Origin of the sequence: Streptomyces chartreusis, assembly GCF_008704715.1 — a bacterium.
Taxonomy (GTDB): domain Bacteria; phylum Actinomycetota; class Actinomycetes; order Streptomycetales; family Streptomycetaceae; genus Streptomyces; species Streptomyces chartreusis.
Genome location: NZ_CP023689.1, coordinates 7378963 through 7398872, shown reverse-complemented (window position 1 = coordinate 7398872; position 19910 = coordinate 7378963). Strand labels below are relative to the sequence as shown.

At 71.3% G+C, this 19910-nt stretch carries 21 protein-coding genes; 8 read left to right on the top strand and 13 right to left on the bottom strand.

The genetic code is table 11. The features are described from left to right. Positions 1-38 precede the first annotated feature (38 nt). Genes CP983_RS44500 through CP983_RS32565 form a run of 3 tightly spaced genes read left to right on the top strand, consistent with a single transcriptional unit; the run spans position 39 to position 1425 of the window. A complete protein-coding gene (locus CP983_RS44500) occupies positions 39-539 on the top strand; it encodes a hypothetical protein (protein WP_189749017.1) in 501 nt (166 codons plus the stop codon). Continuing rightward, positions 536-955, top strand: coding sequence for a RidA family protein (locus tag CP983_RS32570; RefSeq protein WP_150503572.1), 420 nt, complete (start codon positions 536-538; stop codon positions 953-955). Before CP983_RS44500 ends, CP983_RS32570 begins: the two co-directional genes overlap by 4 nt. Positions 956-957: 2 nt before the next feature. After that, a complete protein-coding gene (locus CP983_RS32565; RefSeq protein ID WP_150503570.1) occupies positions 958-1425 on the top strand; it encodes a GNAT family N-acetyltransferase in 468 nt (155 codons plus the stop codon). Between the two features lie 121 nt (positions 1426-1546). Here CP983_RS32565 and CP983_RS32560 read toward each other — a convergent pair whose 3' ends face one another. Together CP983_RS32560 and CP983_RS32555 are read right to left on the bottom strand one after the other, a co-directional pair. Further along, on the bottom strand, positions 1547-2272 hold the full coding sequence (locus CP983_RS32560) for an aspartate/glutamate racemase family protein (RefSeq protein WP_150503569.1): 726 nt from the start codon (positions 2270-2272) through the stop codon (positions 1547-1549). A 5-nt stretch (positions 2273-2277) separates the two neighbouring features. Next, entirely contained in the window at positions 2278-3780 is a 1503-nt protein-coding gene (locus CP983_RS32555) for an NCS1 family nucleobase:cation symporter-1 (RefSeq protein WP_150503567.1), read from the bottom strand. A gap of 183 nt (positions 3781-3963) precedes the next feature. On the opposite strand from CP983_RS32555, the gene CP983_RS32550 reads away from it, so the two are divergent. Next, a complete protein-coding gene (locus tag CP983_RS32550; RefSeq protein ID WP_150503565.1) occupies positions 3964-4674 on the top strand; it encodes a GntR family transcriptional regulator in 711 nt (236 codons plus the stop codon). On the opposite strand, the gene pip is transcribed toward CP983_RS32550, so the two are convergent. Together pip and CP983_RS32540 are read right to left on the bottom strand one after the other, a co-directional pair. Beyond that, positions 4671-5648, bottom strand: coding sequence for a prolyl aminopeptidase (pip, locus tag CP983_RS32545; RefSeq protein ID WP_150503563.1), 978 nt, complete (start codon positions 5646-5648; stop codon positions 4671-4673). The two genes, CP983_RS32550 and pip, sit on opposite strands and share 4 nt — an antisense overlap. A gap of 37 nt (positions 5649-5685) precedes the next feature. Then, positions 5686-6402 (bottom strand): uracil-DNA glycosylase, encoded by a 717-nt coding sequence (locus CP983_RS32540; RefSeq protein ID WP_150503561.1) that lies wholly within the window; start codon positions 6400-6402, stop codon positions 5686-5688. A gap of 50 nt (positions 6403-6452) precedes the next feature. Here CP983_RS32540 and CP983_RS32535 point away from each other — a divergent pair, with 50 nt between their 5' ends. Further along, positions 6453-7013: an RNA-binding S4 domain-containing protein gene (locus tag CP983_RS32535; protein WP_150503559.1), complete on the top strand. Its 561-nt coding sequence runs from the start codon at positions 6453-6455 to the stop codon at positions 7011-7013. Between the two features lie 112 nt (positions 7014-7125). On the opposite strand, the gene CP983_RS32530 is transcribed toward CP983_RS32535, so the two are convergent. Next, positions 7126-7581 (bottom strand): DoxX family protein, encoded by a 456-nt coding sequence (locus CP983_RS32530; RefSeq protein WP_126903092.1) that lies wholly within the window; start codon positions 7579-7581, stop codon positions 7126-7128. A gap of 88 nt (positions 7582-7669) precedes the next feature. After that, positions 7670-8581, bottom strand: coding sequence for an acyltransferase domain-containing protein (locus tag CP983_RS32525; RefSeq protein ID WP_150503558.1), 912 nt, complete (start codon positions 8579-8581; stop codon positions 7670-7672). A gap of 54 nt (positions 8582-8635) precedes the next feature. On the opposite strand from CP983_RS32525, the gene CP983_RS32520 reads away from it, so the two are divergent. After that, entirely contained in the window at positions 8636-8974 is a 339-nt protein-coding gene (locus CP983_RS32520; protein WP_150503556.1) for a DUF6343 family protein, read from the top strand. 45 nt (positions 8975-9019) lie between these two features. Here CP983_RS32520 and CP983_RS32515 read toward each other — a convergent pair whose 3' ends face one another. From CP983_RS32515 to rpsA, 4 genes are all read right to left on the bottom strand, one after another. Continuing rightward, complete coding sequence (locus CP983_RS32515; protein ID WP_030952659.1) at positions 9020-9400, bottom strand: tetratricopeptide repeat protein; 381 nt, start codon at positions 9398-9400, stop codon at positions 9020-9022. Between the two features lie 50 nt (positions 9401-9450). Next, positions 9451-10086, bottom strand: a complete 636-nt coding sequence (gene coaE / locus CP983_RS32510) for a dephospho-CoA kinase (RefSeq protein ID WP_150503554.1) — start codon at positions 10084-10086, stop codon at positions 9451-9453. Between the two features lie 69 nt (positions 10087-10155). Beyond that, entirely contained in the window at positions 10156-11094 is a 939-nt protein-coding gene (locus CP983_RS32505; RefSeq protein ID WP_030952655.1) for a PAC2 family protein, read from the bottom strand. A gap of 239 nt (positions 11095-11333) precedes the next feature. Continuing rightward, positions 11334-12833: a 30S ribosomal protein S1 gene (rpsA, locus tag CP983_RS32500; protein ID WP_030952653.1), complete on the bottom strand. Its 1500-nt coding sequence runs from the start codon at positions 12831-12833 to the stop codon at positions 11334-11336. Between the two features lie 372 nt (positions 12834-13205). On the opposite strand from rpsA, the gene CP983_RS32495 reads away from it, so the two are divergent. Further along, positions 13206-14033, top strand: a complete 828-nt coding sequence (locus tag CP983_RS32495; RefSeq protein WP_150503552.1) for a class I SAM-dependent methyltransferase — start codon at positions 13206-13208, stop codon at positions 14031-14033. A 4-nt stretch (positions 14034-14037) separates the two neighbouring features. Then, entirely contained in the window at positions 14038-16554 is a 2517-nt protein-coding gene (gene hrpB, locus CP983_RS32490) for an ATP-dependent helicase HrpB (protein ID WP_150503550.1), read from the top strand. Here the strand turns inward: hrpB and pgfA are convergent. The 3 genes from pgfA to CP983_RS32475 form a co-directional block, all read right to left on the bottom strand. Then, complete coding sequence (gene pgfA / locus CP983_RS32485; protein ID WP_150503548.1) at positions 16544-17536, bottom strand: cell envelope lipid trafficking protein PgfA; 993 nt, start codon at positions 17534-17536, stop codon at positions 16544-16546. The genes hrpB and pgfA overlap by 11 nt on opposite strands. Positions 17537-17562: 26 nt before the next feature. Further along, positions 17563-17697 (bottom strand): SPW_0924 family protein, encoded by a 135-nt coding sequence (locus CP983_RS32480; protein WP_107438846.1) that lies wholly within the window; start codon positions 17695-17697, stop codon positions 17563-17565. A 163-nt stretch (positions 17698-17860) separates the two neighbouring features. Continuing rightward, the gene (locus tag CP983_RS32475) at positions 17861-19615 is read right to left on the bottom strand and encodes a lytic transglycosylase domain-containing protein (RefSeq protein WP_150503546.1); all 1755 of its coding nucleotides are present in this window, start codon (positions 19613-19615) and stop codon (positions 17861-17863) included. Between the last annotated feature and the right edge of the window lie 295 nt (positions 19616-19910).

Below are 19910 nucleotides of genomic sequence, written 5' to 3'. Positions count from 1 at the left end.
AGTCGTCACTCAGTGTTATGGCAACGGGGGAAGCAGTGATGACGATGTTCGAGGAGAGTCCGGAGGAGTTCGGTGGGGAACGGCAGCGGGAGCGGCCGGGGCAGCGCACGCATCTCTCCGCCGCCGGGCTGCGGGGCCGCGGCTGGACACCGGCGATGGTGCGTCAACTGCTCGGTGAGCCTGATTTGTTGCTCGCTCATCCGCAGTTCCGGTCTGCCCCTCAGACCCGTCTCTACCGCGTGGAGCGGGTTGAAGCCGCCGAGCGGGGCGAGGCGTTCCGGGGCGCTGCGGCGGCTGCCGTGCGGCGGTCCGCCACCGCGCGGGCTTCGGCGCTGCGCAGGCGGCGGAAGGTGCTGGACCTGCGGCGCAGGGTCTACGCGGCCATCGCCGGCGCCTACCCGGATCTTGCGCGGGAGCGCGTACCGCAGTTGCGTGCGCCGACGGGGCCGGGAAATTCGGATGCGTCGGCCGACTCGGACACGCATGATCGGCAGATTGACCGCCGAACGCCCCGCACCGGCCCGCAGGAGCCCGCATGATCCGCCGCGTCACCACCCCCGCCCTCTTCCCTCCCCCGACCTACTCCCACGCCTCGGTCGTGGAGGCCGGCACGAGGATCGCCTTTCTCGCCGGGTCAGTGCCGCTGGACGGTGAGGGGAACATCGTCGGCGAGGGAGATCCCCTACGGCAGGCCGAGCAGGTGATCGCCAACCTCGGTGAGCAACTCCGGGCCGTCGGAAGTGACTTGGCGCATGTGCTGTCGACCGACGTGTACGTCGTGAGCAGTGACACCGCCGTACTGTCCGCCGTCTGGGAGGTCGTCGAGGCGTCCGGGCTCAGCGCCGGGCCGCACTCGTCGACGCTGCTCGGAGTGGCCTGCCTCGGCTACACGGGGCAGTTGGTGGAGATCACGGCCACCGCCGCCGTTCCCGACGAGAGCGCGCAGAGGGCCTGACCATGACCGCCGTCGCCCTCCGCCGCGCCCTGCCCACCGACGCCGGTGCCGCCGCCGACGTCTGGCTGCGGTCCTTCGCCGCCGCGCTGCCGACGGTCGTCCGGCCGCGTTCCGACGACGAGGTGCGGACGTACTTCCGGGAGGTCGTGGTGCTGTTGCGGGAGACCTGGGTGGCCGAGACCGCCGGCCGGGTCGTCGGGGTCATGGTGCTCGACGGCCAGGTGCTCTCCCAGCTCTACCTCGACCCCGACTGGCGCGGGCGCGGCATCGGTGGCCGGTTCGTCGACCTCGCCAAGCGGTGCCGGCCGGGCGGGCTGAGCCTGTGGACCTTCCAGGTCAACAAGCCCGCCCACCGCTTCTACGAGAGACACGGCTTCGTCGCCGTCGAGCACACGGACGGCAGCGGCAACGAGGAGCGGGAGCCGGACGTGCGGTGCGTCTGGCAGCCGGGACGCCCTCAGCCCGGCTGAACCGCAACCGCAGTCCGGCCGAGCGCCGCCAGGACACTCTCCGTCAGGCTGAGCCGCCGCCGCAATCCGGCCGAGCGCCGCCAGGACACGCCCAGTCCGGCCGAGCGCTGCCCGGACACGCTCAGTCCGGCTCAGCACCGCCACCCCACACCCGCCGCTTCGGCAACGGCCTCGCGTACCCCCCGACGCGGCTCGTCCGCAGCCCCAACCCCACCAGCGACTCGGCGAGTTTGACGGCCGCGCCGACCCCGTCGACCACCGGTACCCCCAGCTTCTCCGACACGGCCTGCTGCAACCCGGTCATCCCCGCGCACCCGAGCACGAGGACCTCGGCACCGGCGTCCCGGGCCCGTTCGGCTGCCGTCAGGAAGGCGGCCTCCGTGCGCTCGGCGTCCTCCAGCTCCAGCACCCCGAGCCCGGTGCCGATCACGGCGGCGCAGTTCCGCCCGACCCCGGCCAGCTCCAGACTGTCCTCGATCTGTCCGCACGAGCGCTCCAGCGTGGTGACCACGCCGTAGCGCCGCCCGAGGAGGCAGGCCAGGTGCGCGGCGGCCTCCGTGATGTCGACGACGGGTGCGTCCACCAGTTCCCGGACGCCCTCCCGCCCGTGCTCGCCGAAGCCGGCCATGACGACCGCGTCGTACGGGGGGCCGTCGTACGTCCGCAGCGCGTCCAGCACCGCGGCCGCCGACAGGTAGCTGTCCAGCCAGCCCTCCGCCGATTCCGGCCCCCACCCCGGGGTCAGGCCGGTCACGGTGGTGCCCGGGCCTGCGGCGGCCCGGGCACCTCGTACGATCTCCTCGGTCATCTCCTGCGTGGTGTTGCAGTTGGTGACGACGATCCGCACGTCCTTCAGACCTCCCGCTCCACGGACCCGGCAACCGTCGCGTCAGGCCCACCGGAAGGCTCGCCGGCGGCCCGCTCGCCGCGGCACAGCACCAAGTACAGCCCCGCCGCCGTCGCCGTCCCGATGAACCACGAGTACGGCGCCACGTCGCTGAACGTCTTCACCAGCGCGAGCACCGCCGCGAGACCCGCCGTCGGCAGGAACGCCCACAGCGCCTTGGGGTTGAAGCCCTTGCGGTAGTAGTAACGGGAGCCGGGCTCGGCCGAGAACAGCTCGTTCACGTCCACCCTGCCGTGCTTGACCAGGTAGTAGTCGACCATGATCACGCCGAACAGCGGGCCCAGGAAGGCGCCGAGGCCGCCCAGGAAGTAGTTGACGACCGTCGGGTTGGAGAAGAGGTTCCACGGCGTCACCACCAGCGCCGCGACCGTGCTGATCATGCCGCCGACCTTGAAGGTGATCTTCTGCGGCCAGACGTTGGCCAGGTCGTACGCCGGTGAGACGAAGTTGGCGACGATGTTGACGCCCATGGTGGCGATGGCGAACGTCAGCGCGGCCAGCACCAGCACCCAGGTGTTGCCGACCTTCGCCACCAGCTCCGCCGGGTCCGTGATGGCCTCGCCGAAGACCTCCAGCGAACCGGCGGTGACGATCACCGAGACGACCACGAACGCCGTCGAGTTGATGGGCAGGCCCCAGAAGTTGCCCTTGCGGACCGTGCGGTAGTCGGGCGCGAAGCGCGAGAAGTCGCAGAAGTTGAGCATCAGCGTGCCGTACGTGGCGAGGATCAGGCCGATCGCGCCGAACCACTGGCGCCACTGCTCACCGGCCGACACGGGGTGCGGGGTGGACGTGAGCGAGATCGTCCAGCCGGCCTTGGCCAGCACCCAGACCGCCAGCGCGATCATCACGACCCAGATCGCCGGGCCGCAGAAGTCCTGGAACTTGCGCACCGACTCCATGCCCTGGCTGATGATCAGCGCCTGGATGAGCCAGAGGGAGAGGAAGGAGACCCAGCCGAGCGCGTGCAGGCCGAGGAAGGAGCTGTGGGTCCAGGACTCCAGGCCGGGCCAGGCGGCCAGCAGCATCACATTCACGGCGACCGAGGCCAGGTAGGTCTGGATGCCGTACCACATGATGGCGATCACGGCCCTGATCAGCGCCGGGATGTTGGCGCCCCAGACGCCGAAGCTGATGCGGCTGACGACGGGGAACGGGACGCCGTGGCGCTGGCCGATCTTTCCCATCCAGTTCATGCCGATGTAGATGAGCACGAAGCCGACGAGCAGCGAGGTGAAGACCTGCCACACGTTCATGCCGAGGACGAGCAGGCCGGCCGCGAACGTGTAGTTGCCGAGGTTGTGGACGTCGGACATCCACAGGGCGAAGAGGTCGAAGACCTTCCAGTTGCGCTTGCCCGCGGGCGCGAGGTCTTCGTTGGTGAGCCGGGGATCGGGGACGAACGCTGATGTGCCGGTGGTGGCTTCGGCACGGTCGGCGAGGGACACGGGGCCTCCAGGAGGGAGGGGACGGAGGAGGGCTGCTTTCCGGTCGCTTGGCTATTTTCCGGTCACTTGGCAACGCGTTTGGTATACCAAACTGCGCTCATGGTCCTCCCGTCAACCGTTCGGACAGATATCGCTGCTGTTAACGCTCCGTAAAACAGGCCCGGAGTCGGCGAAGATGGGCCCATGACGAAGATCGAACCGCTCGGGGCGATCCGCGAGCGCGTCCTGGCCACGCTGCGGCAGGACATCATCGCGGGCCGCCTGCTTCCGGGCGATCGCCTGGTCGAGCGCGAGCTGGCCGACCGCTTCGGGGTCTCCCGGGTGCCGGTCCGCGAGGCGATCCGCGCGCTGGTCGCCGAGGGATTCGTCCACTTCGAGACACCCCGCCGGACAGTCGTACGGCGGCTGAGCCCCGCCGACGTCAAGGAACTCTTCGAGCTGCGCGAGGCGCTGGAGGTGTACGCCGCCGGGCTCGCGGCGTCACGGGCGACGCCGGAGGACCTCGCGGACCTGCGGGAGCTGCTGCGCGCCGCGGCGAGCGCGACCGAGGCCGGGGACGCGGAGAAGATCACCGACGTCAACACCCGGTTCCACAACCGGATCCTCGCGATGGCCGGCAACAGCCTGCTGACCTCGGTCATGGAACCTGTCGACGGCCGCCTGCGCTGGCTCACCCGGCAGAACGAGGAGTGGCCCCAACTCCTCACCGAGCACCAGGACCTGTACGAGGCCATCGCCTCCGGCGATCCCGACCGCGCCCGCAGCCACACCCTCACCCACGTGCAGGCCAACTACCGCTCGACGGTCCGCCACCTCTTCGGAGACGACCCCCTGGGAGGGGCTGCCTCCGCAGCCGATGCCTCCGGAGACGCCGGGGCCGGCAAGGCCCGCTAGCGCCGCGCGTACTTGTCCGTCGCCGCCACCAGCGCCTCCGCCACCCCCGGCGCCCCGGCGTCGTGCCCCGCCTCGTCGACGACCACCAACTCACTGCCTGGCCAGGCGTGATGGAGGCGCCACACGATGCCCAGCAGGTTCCCGAAGTCGAGGCTGCCCTGCACCAGCGTGCCCGGAATGCCCTTCAGCAGAGGCGCGTCCCGCAGCACGACACCCTCACCACGACCGGCTTCGCCACCGCCCTCGCCGAGGAAGTGCCCGTTGCCCCAGTAGTGCGTCACGGTCCGGGCGAAGCCCATGCGGAACCCCGGGTCCTCGAACCGCTCCACCGAGCGCGGCGGCGCGGGGACGATCGCCGTCTCCCAGTCCGTCCAGGCCCGCGCCGCCCGTGCCCGCACCTCGGGGTCGGACGACTCGATGAGCCTGTTGTAGGCGGCCGCCAGGTCCCCGTCCCGCTCAGCGGCCGGCAGCCCGCCCGTGAACCGCTCGAACGCCTCCGGGAAGATCCGCCCCAACCCCCGGGTCAGCAGGGCGACTTCGGCGTCCGACCCGGTCGTGACCCCCGTCAGCACCAGCTCGGACACCACCGCAGGATGCGTCTGCGCGTACCGCAGCCCCAGCACCGACCCCCACGACACGCCCCACACCAGCCACCGCCCGATCCCCAGGTGCCGCCGCAGCAGCTCCAGGTCTGCGATGAGATGAGCGGTCGTATTGACGCTCATGTCCGTCCCGTACGCGCTCGCGTGCGGTGTCGAGCGCCCGCACCCGCGCTGGTCCAGCAGCACGATCCGGTACACCGCGGGGTCGAACAGCCGCCGGAAGTAGGGGGTGCAGCCGGACCCGGGCCCGCCGTGCAGCACGAGTGCGGGCTTGCCCCGGGGGTTTCCGCAGGTCTCCCAGTGGACGCGGTTGCCGTCGCCGACGTCGAGCAGGCCGTGGTCGTACGGTTCGATCTGCGGATACAGGCCCATCCGGGCAACGTATCGTCCCTGCGGCGACGGCGTCCCCTCACTTTCCGAGCCCCGCCGCCCGAGCCGCCGTACTCAGCACCTCCCGCAGCATCGCGGGCGTGAGTTTCCCGGTGAAGGTGTTGCGCTGACTGACGTGGAAGCACCCGAAGAGCTCCAGCCCCTCCGGCCCGCCGCCCCCGACGGACCCGTCGATCCCGATCCGGACCCCGTGCCCGAACGCGGGCCGCGGCCGGGGCACCAGCCACCCCGCCTCCGCCAGCGCCGGCAGCGTCGCCTGCCAGCCGAAGCCGCCCAGTACGACGACCGCCCGGACCGTCGGCCGCAGCAGCATCAGCTCCTGCACCAGCCAGGGCCGGCACGTCTCCCGCTCGCCGGGGGTGGGCTTGTTGTCGGGCGGGGCGCAGTGCACGGGGGCGGTCACGCGGACGCCGTACAGCTCCAGGCCGTCGTCGACGGCGACCGACGTGGGCTGCGAGGCGAGTCCGACGTCGTACAGGGCCTGGTACAGCACGTCACCGGAGCGGTCGCCGGTGAACATCCGGCCGGTGCGGTTGCCGCCGTGCGCCGCCGGTGCGAGCCCGATGATCAGCAGCCGGGCGTCGGGCGGTCCGAAGCCGGGCACGGGTCGGCCCCAGTACGTCTGGTCGGCGAAGGCGGCGCGCTTGGTGCGGGCCACCTCCTCCCGCCAGTCGACCAGCCGCGGACAGGCCCGGCAGCCCGAAACCCGCAGGTCGAGATCGTCGAGGGCGTCCACGGCTCCACCGTACGGCCTTGCCTGCTCCCCGCGGCGACTAAGGTCGAGGCATGGCAGTCGAGGATGACGAGCAACGGGGCGGCGACACGGCCGAGGGACAGCCCGCGGACGCGGCGAGCGCCGGGCAGCCCGCCGAGACGCCGGCCGCCGAGCAGCCCGTCGACCCGAAGATCGCCGACGCCGTGGCCGCCGCCGAGGCCGCCGGTGTGCAGAACGGCGAGTCCGTGCGCGTCGACAGCTGGATCTGGGCCGTACGCCTGGTGAAGACCCGTTCCATGGGCGCCACCGCCTGCAAGGGCGGCCACGTGCGTGTGAACGGCCAGAACGTGAAGCCGTCGCACACCCTGCGCATCGGCGACGAGGTGCGGGTGCGTCATGAGAACCGGGAGCGGATCGTCGTCGTCAAGCGCCTCATCCGCAAGCGGGTCGGCGCCCCGGTCGCGGCCCAGTGCTACGTCGACAACTCGCCCCCTCCGCCGCCGCGCGAGGCCGTCGCCCCGGCCGGCATCCGCGACCGCGGCACCGGCCGCCCCACCAAGCGGGACCGCCGCGACATGGAACGCCTGCGCGGACTGATGGGCGGCAGCGCGGGACGGCCGCGCGAACACTGACGTGCGCCGCCGGAGAGCAAGTGGCTGATCGCGCAGTTCCCCGCGCCCCTGGGGTGGCCTGAGGACCACCGTTCCAGGGGCGCGGGGAACTGCGCGAGCGGCACCCATCGGCTCACGCGCGTCGTCGCACCAGCCGCAGCAGATCCGCGTTCGAACTGCGCCGGGCCCAGGCGATCAGGGCGAGCGGCACGATGAGGATGAGCGGTGTCGCCGCGTTCTCGCCGCCGAAGGCGGTGATCGTGACGATGAACGCGCCGACCATCAGCGCGCTCAGCGCCATCGCCGCCACCGACTGGAGCACCGGGATCAACAGCGCGATCGCACCGGCCAGTTCGAGCGCGCCGATGGTGTACATCCCGGCGCTGCCCCAGCCGAGCTCGTCGAAGCCCTCGGCGGCCGAGGGGTGCGCGATCAGCTTGGGCAGCGCGCTGGCGATCGCGTAGAAGAGGGCGAGCAGGATCTGGAGGCCGCGCAGGGCGATCCGGGCGCGGCGGCCGCGCGGGGTCGCGGACTCGGCGATGACGGTGCGGGAGTTGCCGGTGGCGACGGAGGCGGTGGTCTCGGACATCAGGTTCTCCTGTGTTCAGCGGTCCGTGGTGCTGTCACAGGGGTAGACCGGCACTCGCTCCCGAACTCATCGGCGTACGAACGGAATTTCAGCCGTTCTTCTCGAACGGCAGCCACCCGTGCCCGATGTACCAGTGTCCGCCCGCCCGCAGATGGTCCCCGACGGCCCGCTCCACGGCCGTGCCGCGCGGCAGGCTCTCGATCGGCAACTCCGGGTCGCCGAAGACGAATTGCACGGGCTCGGTGTCGGCCGGTTCCCGGTCCTCGCGGGCGATGCGGAACCGCTCCTGGAAGCGGACGATGTTGGAGTCGCCGGGAAGGTACTTCCTGAGCTGGTCGTCCAGCAGCCAGGAGTGACAGGTCGCCACCCGGTACCGCTCCAGCGGGAAGTGCAGAGCGAAGAACTCCCGGGCCAGCGCCAGCGAACGGTCCACCGCCGAGGGGGACATCGGGCCGCGGAAGTCGGGTATGTGCACATTGAGGCAGAGCGAGTCAGGGCCCACGTCGATGCCCGCCGCCGCGAGCCGCGTCCCGGCGCGCTGCCCGAGGCGTGCCCGCTCGAACTGCAACCGGCCCAGCTGGTACAGCTCGCCGCGGAAGTGATGGATGAGCCACCACGGCGCCTGCACGCCCGCCCGGCCGTGCCGCCTGCGGTGCACGGCCATGTTCCGCCCGAGGTCGGCGAGGGTGTGCCGGGAGACGTCGGCCGGAATGCCGCGCTCGCGGTGGTAGGCGCGGGTGTGCGGCAGCGCGGCGACGAACACGTACACGGAGAAGCAGCGCTGCAGGGGGCCCGAGGCCCAGTCGAGGTCGGGCAGGTCGACCGGGCCGCCGACCTCGCCCATCCCCCGGACGAGCTCGTCGACGGACCGCTCCAGGAATCCCCGCAGCTCCGGGTCGTCCGTCACCCGGCGGCCCATCCGTACGAGGTCGTTGACGTCCTCATGAGGTACGGAAAGGTCGAGCAGCACTTCTGCGAGTTCATCGGTGTCCGGCAGCACTGAGCCCCCTGCGGCAAGAACGAGGAGTACGTTTCAAGAAGGAGTGGTGATCCGATGCGTACAGGCAGTGAGCCTACGACGGCACGCAGTGCACTGCGGGTCCGTTTCTGGCTGTGCGTGTGGGGTGTGCTCTGGGCGATCTTCGGCACCGCCGCGTTCGCCCTGGCGGGACGCCCCGGCTGGGCCGCGGCCTGCGGCGTGCTGTGGCTGGTGATCACGATCGACATGACCATGATCCTGCGGCACATCCGCCAGGGGCCCCACTACCAGCCGGGCCGCGACGTGCCGCCGTACCTCCCGCCCGAGGACCGCCCCTACCGCCCGCCCCGGCAACCGCCCGGGACCCCTCCTGCGCCGCCGACGCAGAGGCACCCGGACCGCCCGCCGCCGTAGACCGGCCGGAGAGGCTACGCCCCCGGCCGCGCCGGGAGCCGTCGCTCACGCGTCGAACCGCGCCGCCTTCAGGTACTGCGGGTTCGGGTCGAGCGCGGCCGCCAGCCGGAAGTGCCGCTTGGCCTGGCCGGCCCGGCCCTGGCGCTCGTAGGTGCGGGCGAGTGCGAAGTGTGCGAACGCGTTGTCCGGTTCGCGCTCCAGGACGATCGTGAACTCCAGCTCGGCGGGCCGCAGTTGCGCGGCGGCGAAGAAGGCACGCGCCCGCAGCAGCCGGGCGGCGGTGTTCTCCGGGTGGGCGGCGATGACCTCGTCGAGCAGCTTCACCGCACCCCGCGGGTCCCGCGCGGCGAGCAGTTGCTCGGCGGCGCGGAAGTCGATGACATGCGTCTCCGGAGTACGTCCGGTCGAACCGCTGGTCTCGGGCACGGCAGAGTCCTTCCCTCACTGCGAGGGTTCAACGCGCGAACGCGGCAGGGCTATTCCTGTGCCGAGCGGGACGACGGGTCCTCCTGGGCCCCGTGCGCCCGCCGCACGAGCTCGTCCCATACGTCCTTCACGCGCCGCTGAAGCTCCTCAAGTGGTACGTCGTTGTCGATGACGATGTCCGCGATCTCCAGGCGCTGTTCACGCGTCGCCTGCGCGGCCATGCGCGCGCGTGCGTCCTCCTCGGTCATGCCGCGCAGCCGGACCAGGCGGTCGAGCTGGGTGTCCGGGGCGGTGTCCACGACGACCACGAGGTCGTACAGCGCCGCCAGGCCGTTCTCCGTGAGGAGCGGGACGTCGTGGACGACGACCGCGTCCTCGGCGGCGGCTTCCTCCAGCTCGCGGGAGCGGGCGCCGACCAGGGGGTGCACGATCGAGTTGAGCACGCCGAGCCGCTCTGCGTCCGCGAAGACGATCGAGCCGAGTTTCGGCCGGTCCAGGCTGCCGTCCGCGGCGAGCACGTCCTCGCCGAACGCCTCCACGACGGCGGCGAGACCGGGGGTGCCGGGCGCGACGACCTCCCGGGCGATCCGGTCCGCGTCGATCAGCACGGCCCCGTGTTCCACGAGCAGCCGTGACACCTCGCTCTTACCGGCGCCGATACCGCCGGTCAGGCCCACCTTCAGCATGACCGACAGCTTAGGTCCTGCCACTGACCGCGCACCGGGCAGGACCGGTCCTCGCCGCCGGCCGTCCGCTCAGCCGTCGCCCTCGCGCTCGGCCAGGAACCGCTCGAACTCCCGGCCGATCTCGTCCGCGGACGGGATGTCCACCGGCTCGGCGAGCATGTTGCCGCGGCTCTCGGCGCCGGCGACGGCGTCGTACTGGTGCTCCAGGCCCTCGACGAGGTTGGTGAGCTCCTCGTCGCCCTCGCGGATCTGGCGGTCGATCTCGTTCTGTGTGCGGTGGGCGTCGGTGCGCAGGGAGTGCGCGATGCCCGGCAGCACCAGTCCGGTGGCCGCGGTGACGGCCTCCAGGACGGTCAGGGCGGCGTCCGGGTACGGGGAGCGGGCGATGTAGTGCGGCACGTGCGCGGCGACGCCCAGCACGTCGTGCCCGGCTTCCATGAGCCGGTACTCGATGAGGGACTCGGCGCTGCCGGGCACCTGCGCCTCGTCGAAGGGGCTGCTGTGGCCCGGGACGAGGTCGGTGCGGTTGCCGTGCGGGGTGAGGCCGACCGGGCGGGTGTGCGGGACGCCCATGGGGATGCCGTGGAAGTTCACCGACAGGCGCACCCCGAGCCGTTCCACGATCTCCTTGACCGCGGCGGCGAAGCGCTCCCACTCCACGTCCGGCTCGGGCCCGGACAGCAGCAGGAAGGGGGCTCCGGTGGCGTCCTGGACGAGTCGTACCTCGATGGAGGGCACCTCGTAGTCAGCCCAGCGGTCGCGCTTGAACGTCAGCAGCGGCCGGCGGGCGCGGTAGTCCACCAGCCGGTCGTGGTCGAATCGGGCGACGACCTGGTGAGGCAGTGAGTCGAGGAGTCCGTCGACGATCTGGTCGCCGGTCTCACCCGCGTCGATGTATCCGTCGAAGTGGTAGAGCATGACAAGACCGGCCGACTCCTGGGCGAGCGCCATGTCCACCACGGCGAGGCCCTTCGGCTCCCATGCGTACAAACCCTGCGGATCAAGCACTGTGACCGCTCCTCCTCGTGTCCATACGTGACAACACCCTTACGGGCGGCGGCATTCCCGGAGGAGGAGGCCAAGATCATGAGAAGGCGGGCGGCAACACCGCCAGTTTTCAGGGGCGCGGGGAACTGCGCGAACGGCCCCCACCCGCCCGCGGCCGGACAACGACCGGAAACAGCTGAGGGGCCGCACCTCGAAAGGTGCGGCCCCTCAGTCAAAGGCTAAGCCTCAGCGGCAGGCGTTCAGCTCTGCCCACCCGCCAGCTTCTCCCGCAGCGCGGCAAGCGCCTCGTCCGAGGCAAGCGCACCGCTGTTGTCGGCGCCCTCGGAGGAGTACGAACCGCCACCGGACGCGGCCGGAGCCGCACCCGCGCTGTCGCCACCCTCGGCAGCGGCAGCAGCGTCGGCCTCGCGGCTCTTGATGACCTGCTGCTGGTGCTGCTCGAAGCGGGTCTGCGCCTCGGCGTACTGGTTCTCCCAGACCTCACGCTGCGACTCGAAGCCCTCGAGCCAGTCGTTGGTCTCGGGGTCGAAGCCCTCGGGGTAGATGTAGTTGCCCTGGTCGTCGTACGACGCGGCCATGCCGTACAGGGTCGGGTCGAACTCGACCGTCGCCGGGTCGGCACCGAAGGCCTCGTTGGCCTGCTTCAGCGAGAGGCTGATGCGACGGCGCTCGAGGTCGATGTCGATGACCTTGACGAAGATCTCGTCATTGACCTGGACGACCTGCTCCGGGATCTCCACGTGGCGCTCGGCCAGCTCGGAGATGTGGACCAGACCCTCGATGCCCTCGTCCACGCGGACGAACGCACCGAACGGAACCAGCTTCGTGACCTTGCCGGGCACGACCTGGCCGATCTGGTGGGTGCGGGCGAACTGCTGCCACGGGTCTTCCTGCGTCGCCTTCAGCGACAGGGAGACACGCTCGCGGTCCATGTCGACGTCGAGGACCTCGACGGTGACTTCCTGGCCGACCTCGACAACCTCGGACGGGTGGTCGATGTGCTTCCAGGACAGCTCGGAGACGTGGACCAGACCGTCGACGCCACCCAGGTCCACGAAGGCACCGAAGTTGACGATCGAGGAGACGACGCCGGAACGGACCTGACCCTTCTGGAGGGTCGTGAGGAACGTCTGGCGGACCTCGGACTGGGTCTGCTCCAGCCAGGCACGGCGGGACAGGACCACGTTGTTGCGGTTCTTGTCCAGCTCGATGATCTTGGCCTCGAGCTCCTTGCCGACGTACGGCTGGAGGTCGCGAACACGGCGCATCTCGACCAGGGAGGCCGGGAGGAAGCCGCGGAGGCCGATGTCGAGGATGAGACCACCCTTGACGACCTCGATGACGGTACCGGTGACGATGCCGTCCTCTTCCTTGATCTTCTCGATGGTGCCCCAGGCACGCTCGTACTGGGCGCGCTTCTTCGAGAGGATCAGGCGGCCTTCCTTGTCCTCCTTCTGGAGAACAAGGGCTTCGATCTCGTCACCGACGGCGACGACCTCGTTGGGGTCGACGTCGTGCTTGATCGAGAGCTCGCGGCTCGGGATGACACCTTCGGTCTTGTAACCGATGTCGAGCAGGACCTCGTCCCGGTCGACCTTCACGATGACGCCGTCGACGATGTCGCCGTCGTTGAAGTACTTGATCGTCTCGTCGATCGCGGCGAGGAAGGCTTCCTCGTTACCGATGTCGTTGACCGCAACCTGCGGGGTGGTGGCGGTGGTCTCGGTGCTGCTCGTCATGTGGGAAAGGGCTCCGGTACGGACATTGAGTCGTAGGTACTGCTACGCCGGGAGCCCGTATCGCTCTGAAGAAGCCGGACAGCCAAGGAAGCGCCACACAAATCGTGGGGCGCCTCGAAAACCGAGGGGACATACGACAGATGCGAGCGCAGCCTGCTACGTCTGAGGTGCGCAGGCCCGCAGCGCAACTTGTAGCATACGGGGGCAGCCGGACAGGGTCAATGCGCGAAGCCGCACACCCGGGGCGGATCGCCCCATACCCGGCACAAAACCTGTCTCTTGAGGCCACGCGGGCCTTGGGCAGTCCCTTTCGTGACACCGCCGGGAGGGGCCGCGCCATTCAGGTGACGGAAGAGTACGACGAGGGAGCCGATCATCCAAGAGCCCGTATCGCCCGAGATCGAGTCCGCCGAGCCGGAGGCCACTCGGCGTCAGGCCGACGTCGCCGAGAGTTCCCGCGCCAACCGTGGCTGGTGGGACCGCAACGCGGACGAGTACCAGATCGAGCACGGCACCTTCCTCGGCGACGACCGCTTCGTCTGGGGTCCCGAGGGCCTGGACGAGGTGGAGGCCGAGCTGCTCGGACCGCCGGAGGACCTCAAGGGCAAGGACGTCCTGGAGATCGGTGCCGGCGCCGCCCAGTGCTCGCGCTGGCTGGCCGAGCAGGGGGCCCGTCCGGTCGCCCTGGACATCTCGCACCGCCAGCTCCAGCACTCGTTGCGCATCGGGGGCGCGTTCCCTCTGGTGTGCGCCGACGCGGGCGCGCTTCCCTTCGCCGACGGCTCCTTCGACCTGGCGTGCTCGGCGTACGGCGCGCTGCCGTTCGTCGCGGACCCGGTGCGGGTGCTGCGCGAGGTGCGCCGGGTGCTGCGGCCGGGCGGCCGCTTCGTCTTCTCGGTCACCCACCCGATCCGCTGGGCCTTCCCCGACGAGCCCGGCCCGGAGGGCCTGTCCGTCGCCGCCTCCTACTTCGACCGCACCCCGTATGTGGAGCAGGACGACGAGGGCCGCGCGGTCTACGTCGAGCACCACCGCACCATCGGCGACCGGGTGCGGGACGTCGTGGCCGGAGGGTTCCACCTGGTGAACCTGGTCGAGCCGGAGTGGCCGGCCTGGAACACCTCCGAGTGGGGCGGCTGGTCGCCGCTGCGCGGGAACCTGATCCCGGGGACGGCGATCTTCGTGTGCGTAAGAGACTGAACATGTGATCCGTTACGACGCCCTGGACGCGCTGCCCGTACGCGGTGCCCTGCCCGGTCTGACCGACGCCCTGGACGGGCACGGCACGGCGGTGCTCGTCGCGCCGCCCGGCACCGGCAAGACGACGCTGGTGCCGCTGGCGCTGGCGGGTCTGCTCGGCGAGGGGCCGGCGCGGCGGGTGGTCGTGGCGGAGCCGCGGCGGATCGCCGCCCGGGCCGCCGCGCGGCGGATGGCGTGGCTGCTGGGCGAGCAGGTCGGCGAGAGCGTCGGCTACACCGTGCGCGGGGAGCGGGTCGTCGGGCGCCGCGCGCGCGTGGAGGTCGTCACGACCGGTGTGCTGCTCCAGCGGTTGCAGCGCGACCAGGAGCTCGCGGGCGTGGACGTCGTCGTCCTGGACGAGTGCCACGAGCGGCATCTGGACGCGGACACGGTGGCGGCGTTCCTGTGGGACGTACGGCAGGCGTTGCGGCCGGAGCTGCGGCTGGTGGCCGCGTCGGCGACGACGGACGCGCAGGGGTGGGCGCGGCTGCTGGGCGACGCGCCGGTCGTCGAGGCCGAGGGCACCGCGCACCCCGTGGACGTGGTCTGGGCCCCGCCGACCCGTCCCGTACGGCCGCCGCACGGGATGCGGGTCGACCCGGCGCTGCTGACGCATGTGGCGTCGTTGGTACGGCGGGCGCTGGCCGAGCGGGCCGGGGACGTGCTGTGTTTCCTGCCGGGCACGGGCGAGATCGCTCGGGTGGCCGGGCAGCTGGGGACTCTCGGGGACGTCGAGGTGCTCCAGGTGCACGGGCGAGCGCCGGCTGCCGTGCAGGACGCGGTGCTGGCCGGCGGGGAGCGGCGGCGGGTGGTGCTGGCGACGTCCGTGGCGGAGTCGTCCCTGACGGTTCCCGGGGTGCGGGTGGTCGTCGACTCCGGGCTCGCGCGGGAGCCCCGCGTGGACCACGCGCGCGGGCTGAGCGCGCTGACGACGGTACGGGCCTCGCAGGCGGCCGGCCGGCAGCGGGCAGGGCGGGCCGGGCGCGAGGCGCCGGGCGCGGTGTACCGCTGCTGGGCGGAGGCCGAGGACACCCGGCTCCCCCGCTTCCCGTCCCCGGAGATCAAGGTGGCCGACCTGACGGCCTTCGCCCTGCAGGCGGCGTGCTGGGGCGACCCGGAGGCGACCGGCCTTGCCCTGCTGGACCCGCCGCCGGGCGGCGCGATGGCGGCGGCGAGGAGCGTCCTCACGGCCATCGGCGCCGTGGACACCGACGGCCGCGCCACCCCGCGCGGCACCGCCCTGGCCCGCCTGGGGCTGCATCCCCGTCTGGGACGGGCACTCCTGGACACGTCCGGCTCGGGCGCCGAGGTGGTCGCGCTGCTGAGCGAGGAGCCCCCGAGGGAGTACGGCGACGACCTGGCCGCGGCGCTGCGGACGGCCCGCCGCGGCGGTGACGCGTACGCGGGGCGCTGGCGCACGGAGGTGCGTCGGCTGCGGACGAACGCCGGGGGTGCGGGCGACGGCACGGCGGTGCGTGACAGGGGCGATCGTCCCGCGGCGCACGGCGGCGACGAGCGGACCGCCGGGATCGTCGCCGCCCTCGCGTTCCCCGAGCGGGTCGCCAAGGCCGACGGTGGTTCCTATCTGATGGCCTCCGGGACGCGGGCCGAGTTGCGGGAGGGGAGTCCGTTGCGGGGTGCGCCGTGGATCGCCGTGGCCGTGGCGGACCGGCCCGTGGGCAAGGGGCATGCGCGGGTGCAGCTCGCCGCCGCGGTGGACGAGGACACGGCCCGCTCGGCGGCGGCCTCCTTGTATCACTCGGGCCAGGAGGTGCACTGGGCCGACGGGGACGTCGTCGCCCGGCGGGTCGAGCGGCTCGGGGCGATCGAGCTGGCGGTGCGGCCCATGAAGGACGCCGACCCCGTTCTCGTACGCGAGGCGCTGCTCGAAGGGCTGCGGCAGGAAGGGTTCGGTCTGTTGCGGTGGTCCGCCGACGCCCTCGTGCTGCGGCAGCGGCTCGCCTTTTTGCGACTGCATCTCGGGGAGCCGTGGCCCGATGTCTGTGACGACGCGCTGCACGCGCGCGTGGACGAGTGGCTGGAGCCCGAGCTGGGGCGGGCGCGGCGGCGGGGCGACCTGGCGCGGATCGACGCCGGGGAGGCGCTCGTACGGCTGCTGCCGTGGGCCTCGGGGGACGCCGGGCGACTGGACGAGCTGGCCCCGGAGCGGATCGCCGTACCCAGTGGGTCCAGGATCCGGATCGACTACGGCAATCCGGAGCAGCCCGTTCTCGCCGTGAAGTTGCAGGAGATGTTCGGACTGCACGAGTCGCCGGCCGTCGCCGGCGTGCCGCTGCTGGTCCACCTCCTCTCCCCCGCCGGGCGGCCCGCGGCCGTCACCGCCGACCTCGCCTCCTTCTGGAAGGACGGCTACAAGGGCGTACGGGCGGAGCTGCGCGGCCGCTATCCGAAGCACCCGTGGCCCGAGGACCCGGCCGGCGCCGAGCCGACCCGGCACACCAACGCCCGGCTCAGGCGGTGACCGGCTCCGGCTCGGTGTCTTTCGTCGGTTCCGGGTCGCCGGGGCGGCGGCCGCGTGCCTCCAGGTAGAGGGAGAGCGCGAGGAGGAGGACGCCCAGGGTCAGAAAGCCCCAGGGCAGGTACGACGTCAGCAGCAGGACCAGGGTGCGGTTGGAGTTGACGAGGTCGACGGTGTACTCGATGTAGTCCTCGCGCATCTTCACGTGGCCCGCGAACGCCGTCACCTTGTCGCGGTCGCCGAGCAGGGTGCCGCCGCGCAGTTCCTCCTTGTGGATCTCCTCGCCGTAGACGGGGGCGCCGGTGAGGGGTTCGACCCAGAACTTGCGGACGGTGGTGTACCAGCGGGTGGTGCCGGTCTTGGCGACGGACTCCGGCGTGATGCCCTCGACCGGCATCGTCTTCGGGAACGTCACCTTGGTCCACGGGATGGTCTGCTCGAAGTAGTAGACCTCGACGCCGCGGAAGTCCTGGGTGCCCTTGTAGTGGATGGGGGCGGTGATCCGTGCCTGGGCGTCGAAGTACTCGTAGTCCCGCTTCTCCGTGAGGAAGGGCCACTTGAACTCGATGCCCTGCCGTTTGACCGGATCGCCGTCGACCATCTCGCCGGTGGCGTGGACGGGTTCCTGGCTGTGGGCGTCGAAGATGTAGCGCTCGGGGATCTTGGAGACCATCTTGCCGTCGGGGCCCACGACGTAGGACAGGCCGTCCCAGACGACGACGTCCTTGCCGGCCGTCCGCTCGATCTTCTCCGACTCCTCGACGTTGCCCTTCAGCGTCTGCACGATGGTGACCTTGGGGACCTTGCGGGCCTTCATCGTGCCGTAGTCGAGGAGGGTCGCGTCCTTCGCCTCCAGGACCATGTCCTGGTACTGGTTCGCCGGGATCTTCGCCAGGCGCGGGAAGGCGTACCAGCGCAGCAGCGGGGACAGGGCCGCGAAGAACACGGCGAGGGCGAGCAGGATCAGACTGGCCTTGCGGCGCATCTCGGCCTCCCTCCCGGACGGGGCGGTTACGGGTGTGCGGGCACCGTCGTCAGCAGTGGCTTCGGGGAGGTCTCGCCCGCCGGTGAGCCCATCGCGGTGAGCGCGAGGACCAGGGCGAGCGCGACGGCGAGACCGGTCGCGGCGGCGATCAGGGCGCGCATACGGGCCTCCCGGAGCCCCGGAACTGATTCGGCATTCATCTGATACATCGTCAGGTCCGGCACCGTAGCAACGCTCGGGCGAGATGAGAACACGTTGCACACAGCCGAAGGGCGCCCTGTCCGCCGGAGCGGAAGAGCGCCCTTCGTACGGGTGCCGGTGGTGCTAGGCGCCGGGGCTCGGGCTCGCCGAGTCCGTGCCGGACGCCGGCTCCGAGGGGGTGGGGCTCGGCGACGTGTCGGCCGCCGCCACCTTGAGCTCGACGGTCAGGGTCGCGCCGCCCGCGGTGTTGATGCGGAGCAGGAACGTGCCGGTGGTGTCGTCGGCGTACAGCTTGGGCAGCTTGAGCAGGCCCTTCGCGTCCGTCGTCAGACCGGTGAGGGTGCGCACCGGCTTGCCGTCGGCGTCCTTGAAGTAGGGACCCTTGTCGTTCTCGGTCGCGTCGTCCGCCGACTTGATGAGCGTGGCGGTGGCCGCCACCTTGTCCGCGACGGCGCCCTTGTACGTCGCCTTCACCTCGACCTGGTCGGCGAACTCGCCGCCCGGGGTGCAGGTCAGGGCGTCCTCGCCGGTACGGGCGAGGGTGTCGGCGGCGCGCTCGGTGACGGTGGCCGTGTAGTCGAGGCCGCTGACGGTGCGGCCGACGACGGTGGTGCGTACGACGAACTCGCCGGTGTTCTCGCCCGCCTTGAGCGCGGGTGCCACCGCCTCACCGATGCTGTTGGTGAGGACCGTGGCGTACTTCTCGCCGGTGCTGAACGCGGCATCCGTGGCGCCGATGATCGCGAAGCGGACGCGGACCTTCGGGACCGCTTTGCCGGCCTTGGTCTCGGCGCGGGCGGTGATCTTCTCGGTGAAGGCGTCGCCCGCCATCGCGCTCAGCTTGGCGGTCCCCGCGTCCTCCAGGTGGTGGACGGTGTCGGTGGGGGTGGGCGCCGGCGTGGCGGGCGGCGTCGTGCTCGGCGGCGGGGTGGGCTTCGGGCTCGTGGAGCCGCCGTCGCCGCCGCCGGGCCTGGGGGTGCTCGGCGATGACGGTGTGGTCGGGGTGGCAGGGCTGCCGGGCGTCGTCGGCGTGGGGCTCGCGCCCGCCGTGTCGTCGCTGCGGTCGGCGGGGAGGGTGCCGGTGCCGTCCGGGATCTCGTGGGTGCCCTTGCGGTAGTACTCCAGCCACGTCAGGACGAGGTTCAGATAGTCCTGCGAGTTGTTGTAGCTGAGGATCGCGCTGTCGAGGTCGCCCTTGGTGGACAGGTCCCAGCCGAAGCGGCAGAGGTAGTGGCCGGCGGCGAGTGCGGCGTCGTAGACGTTGTTCGGGTCCTTCTTGCCGTCGCCGTTGCCGTCGCGGCCGGCCCACTCCCAGGTGGAGGGGATGAACTGCATCGGGCCGACGGCACGGTCGTAGGAGCTGTCGCCGTCGTAGGCGCCGCCGTCGGTGTCGCTGATGCTCGCGAAGCCGTTGCCGTTGAGCTGCGGGCCGAGGATCTTGGAGAGCGTGTTGCCGTTCGCGTCGACCCGGCCGCCGCGGGCCTGGCCCGACTCGACCTTGCCGATGGCGGCGAGCAGCTCCCAGGGGAGGTTGCAGCCGGGCTTGGACTCCTGGAGCGCGTTCGCGGCCTTCTTGTAGGCGTCGAGAACGGTCGCGGGTATGCCCGCCTCACTCGTGCCCTGGGTGACCGGGGTGCCGGTGGTGGGCGAGGGGTTGGGGCTGTTGAGCGGCGGCAGGTCCGTGTAGTACGGGGAGTTGCCGGTCGCGCTGTTCTCGGCGGGCGTGTCCGGGGACGGCTGGGTGCCGGTGGTGACCTTTCTGCCGGCGTCGTCGGTCGTCACTCCCGGAGCCTGGGACGCGGCCAGTGCCGCGACCACTACCGCGGCGACCGTGGTGTTCACCGCGCCCTTGCGGAGCCTGCCGAATTGCGCCGCCATGAAATGGACCCCTCCCGCGGACGCCCGAGCGCCCATCTCTGTCTGCCGGGCAGCCGTGCCCGCCCTTGTAGTGACGATCGACCGGCCGCGACAGTTGCCCTCGCGGCACACCTTCGTCGCTGTTCATCTGTTCGACCGCAGTCCCGTGCCGGGGCGACCCAGGCGACCCTACGACAACTTCCTTTGCAGGGTCACCCGTTGGCGTCCGATTTTTACCCCTTGGCCATGTGAGAGATGTCCGTCGTACGCCCCGCATACTGGCTACTCCGGCGACCTGGATGGACCGGTCCCGCAA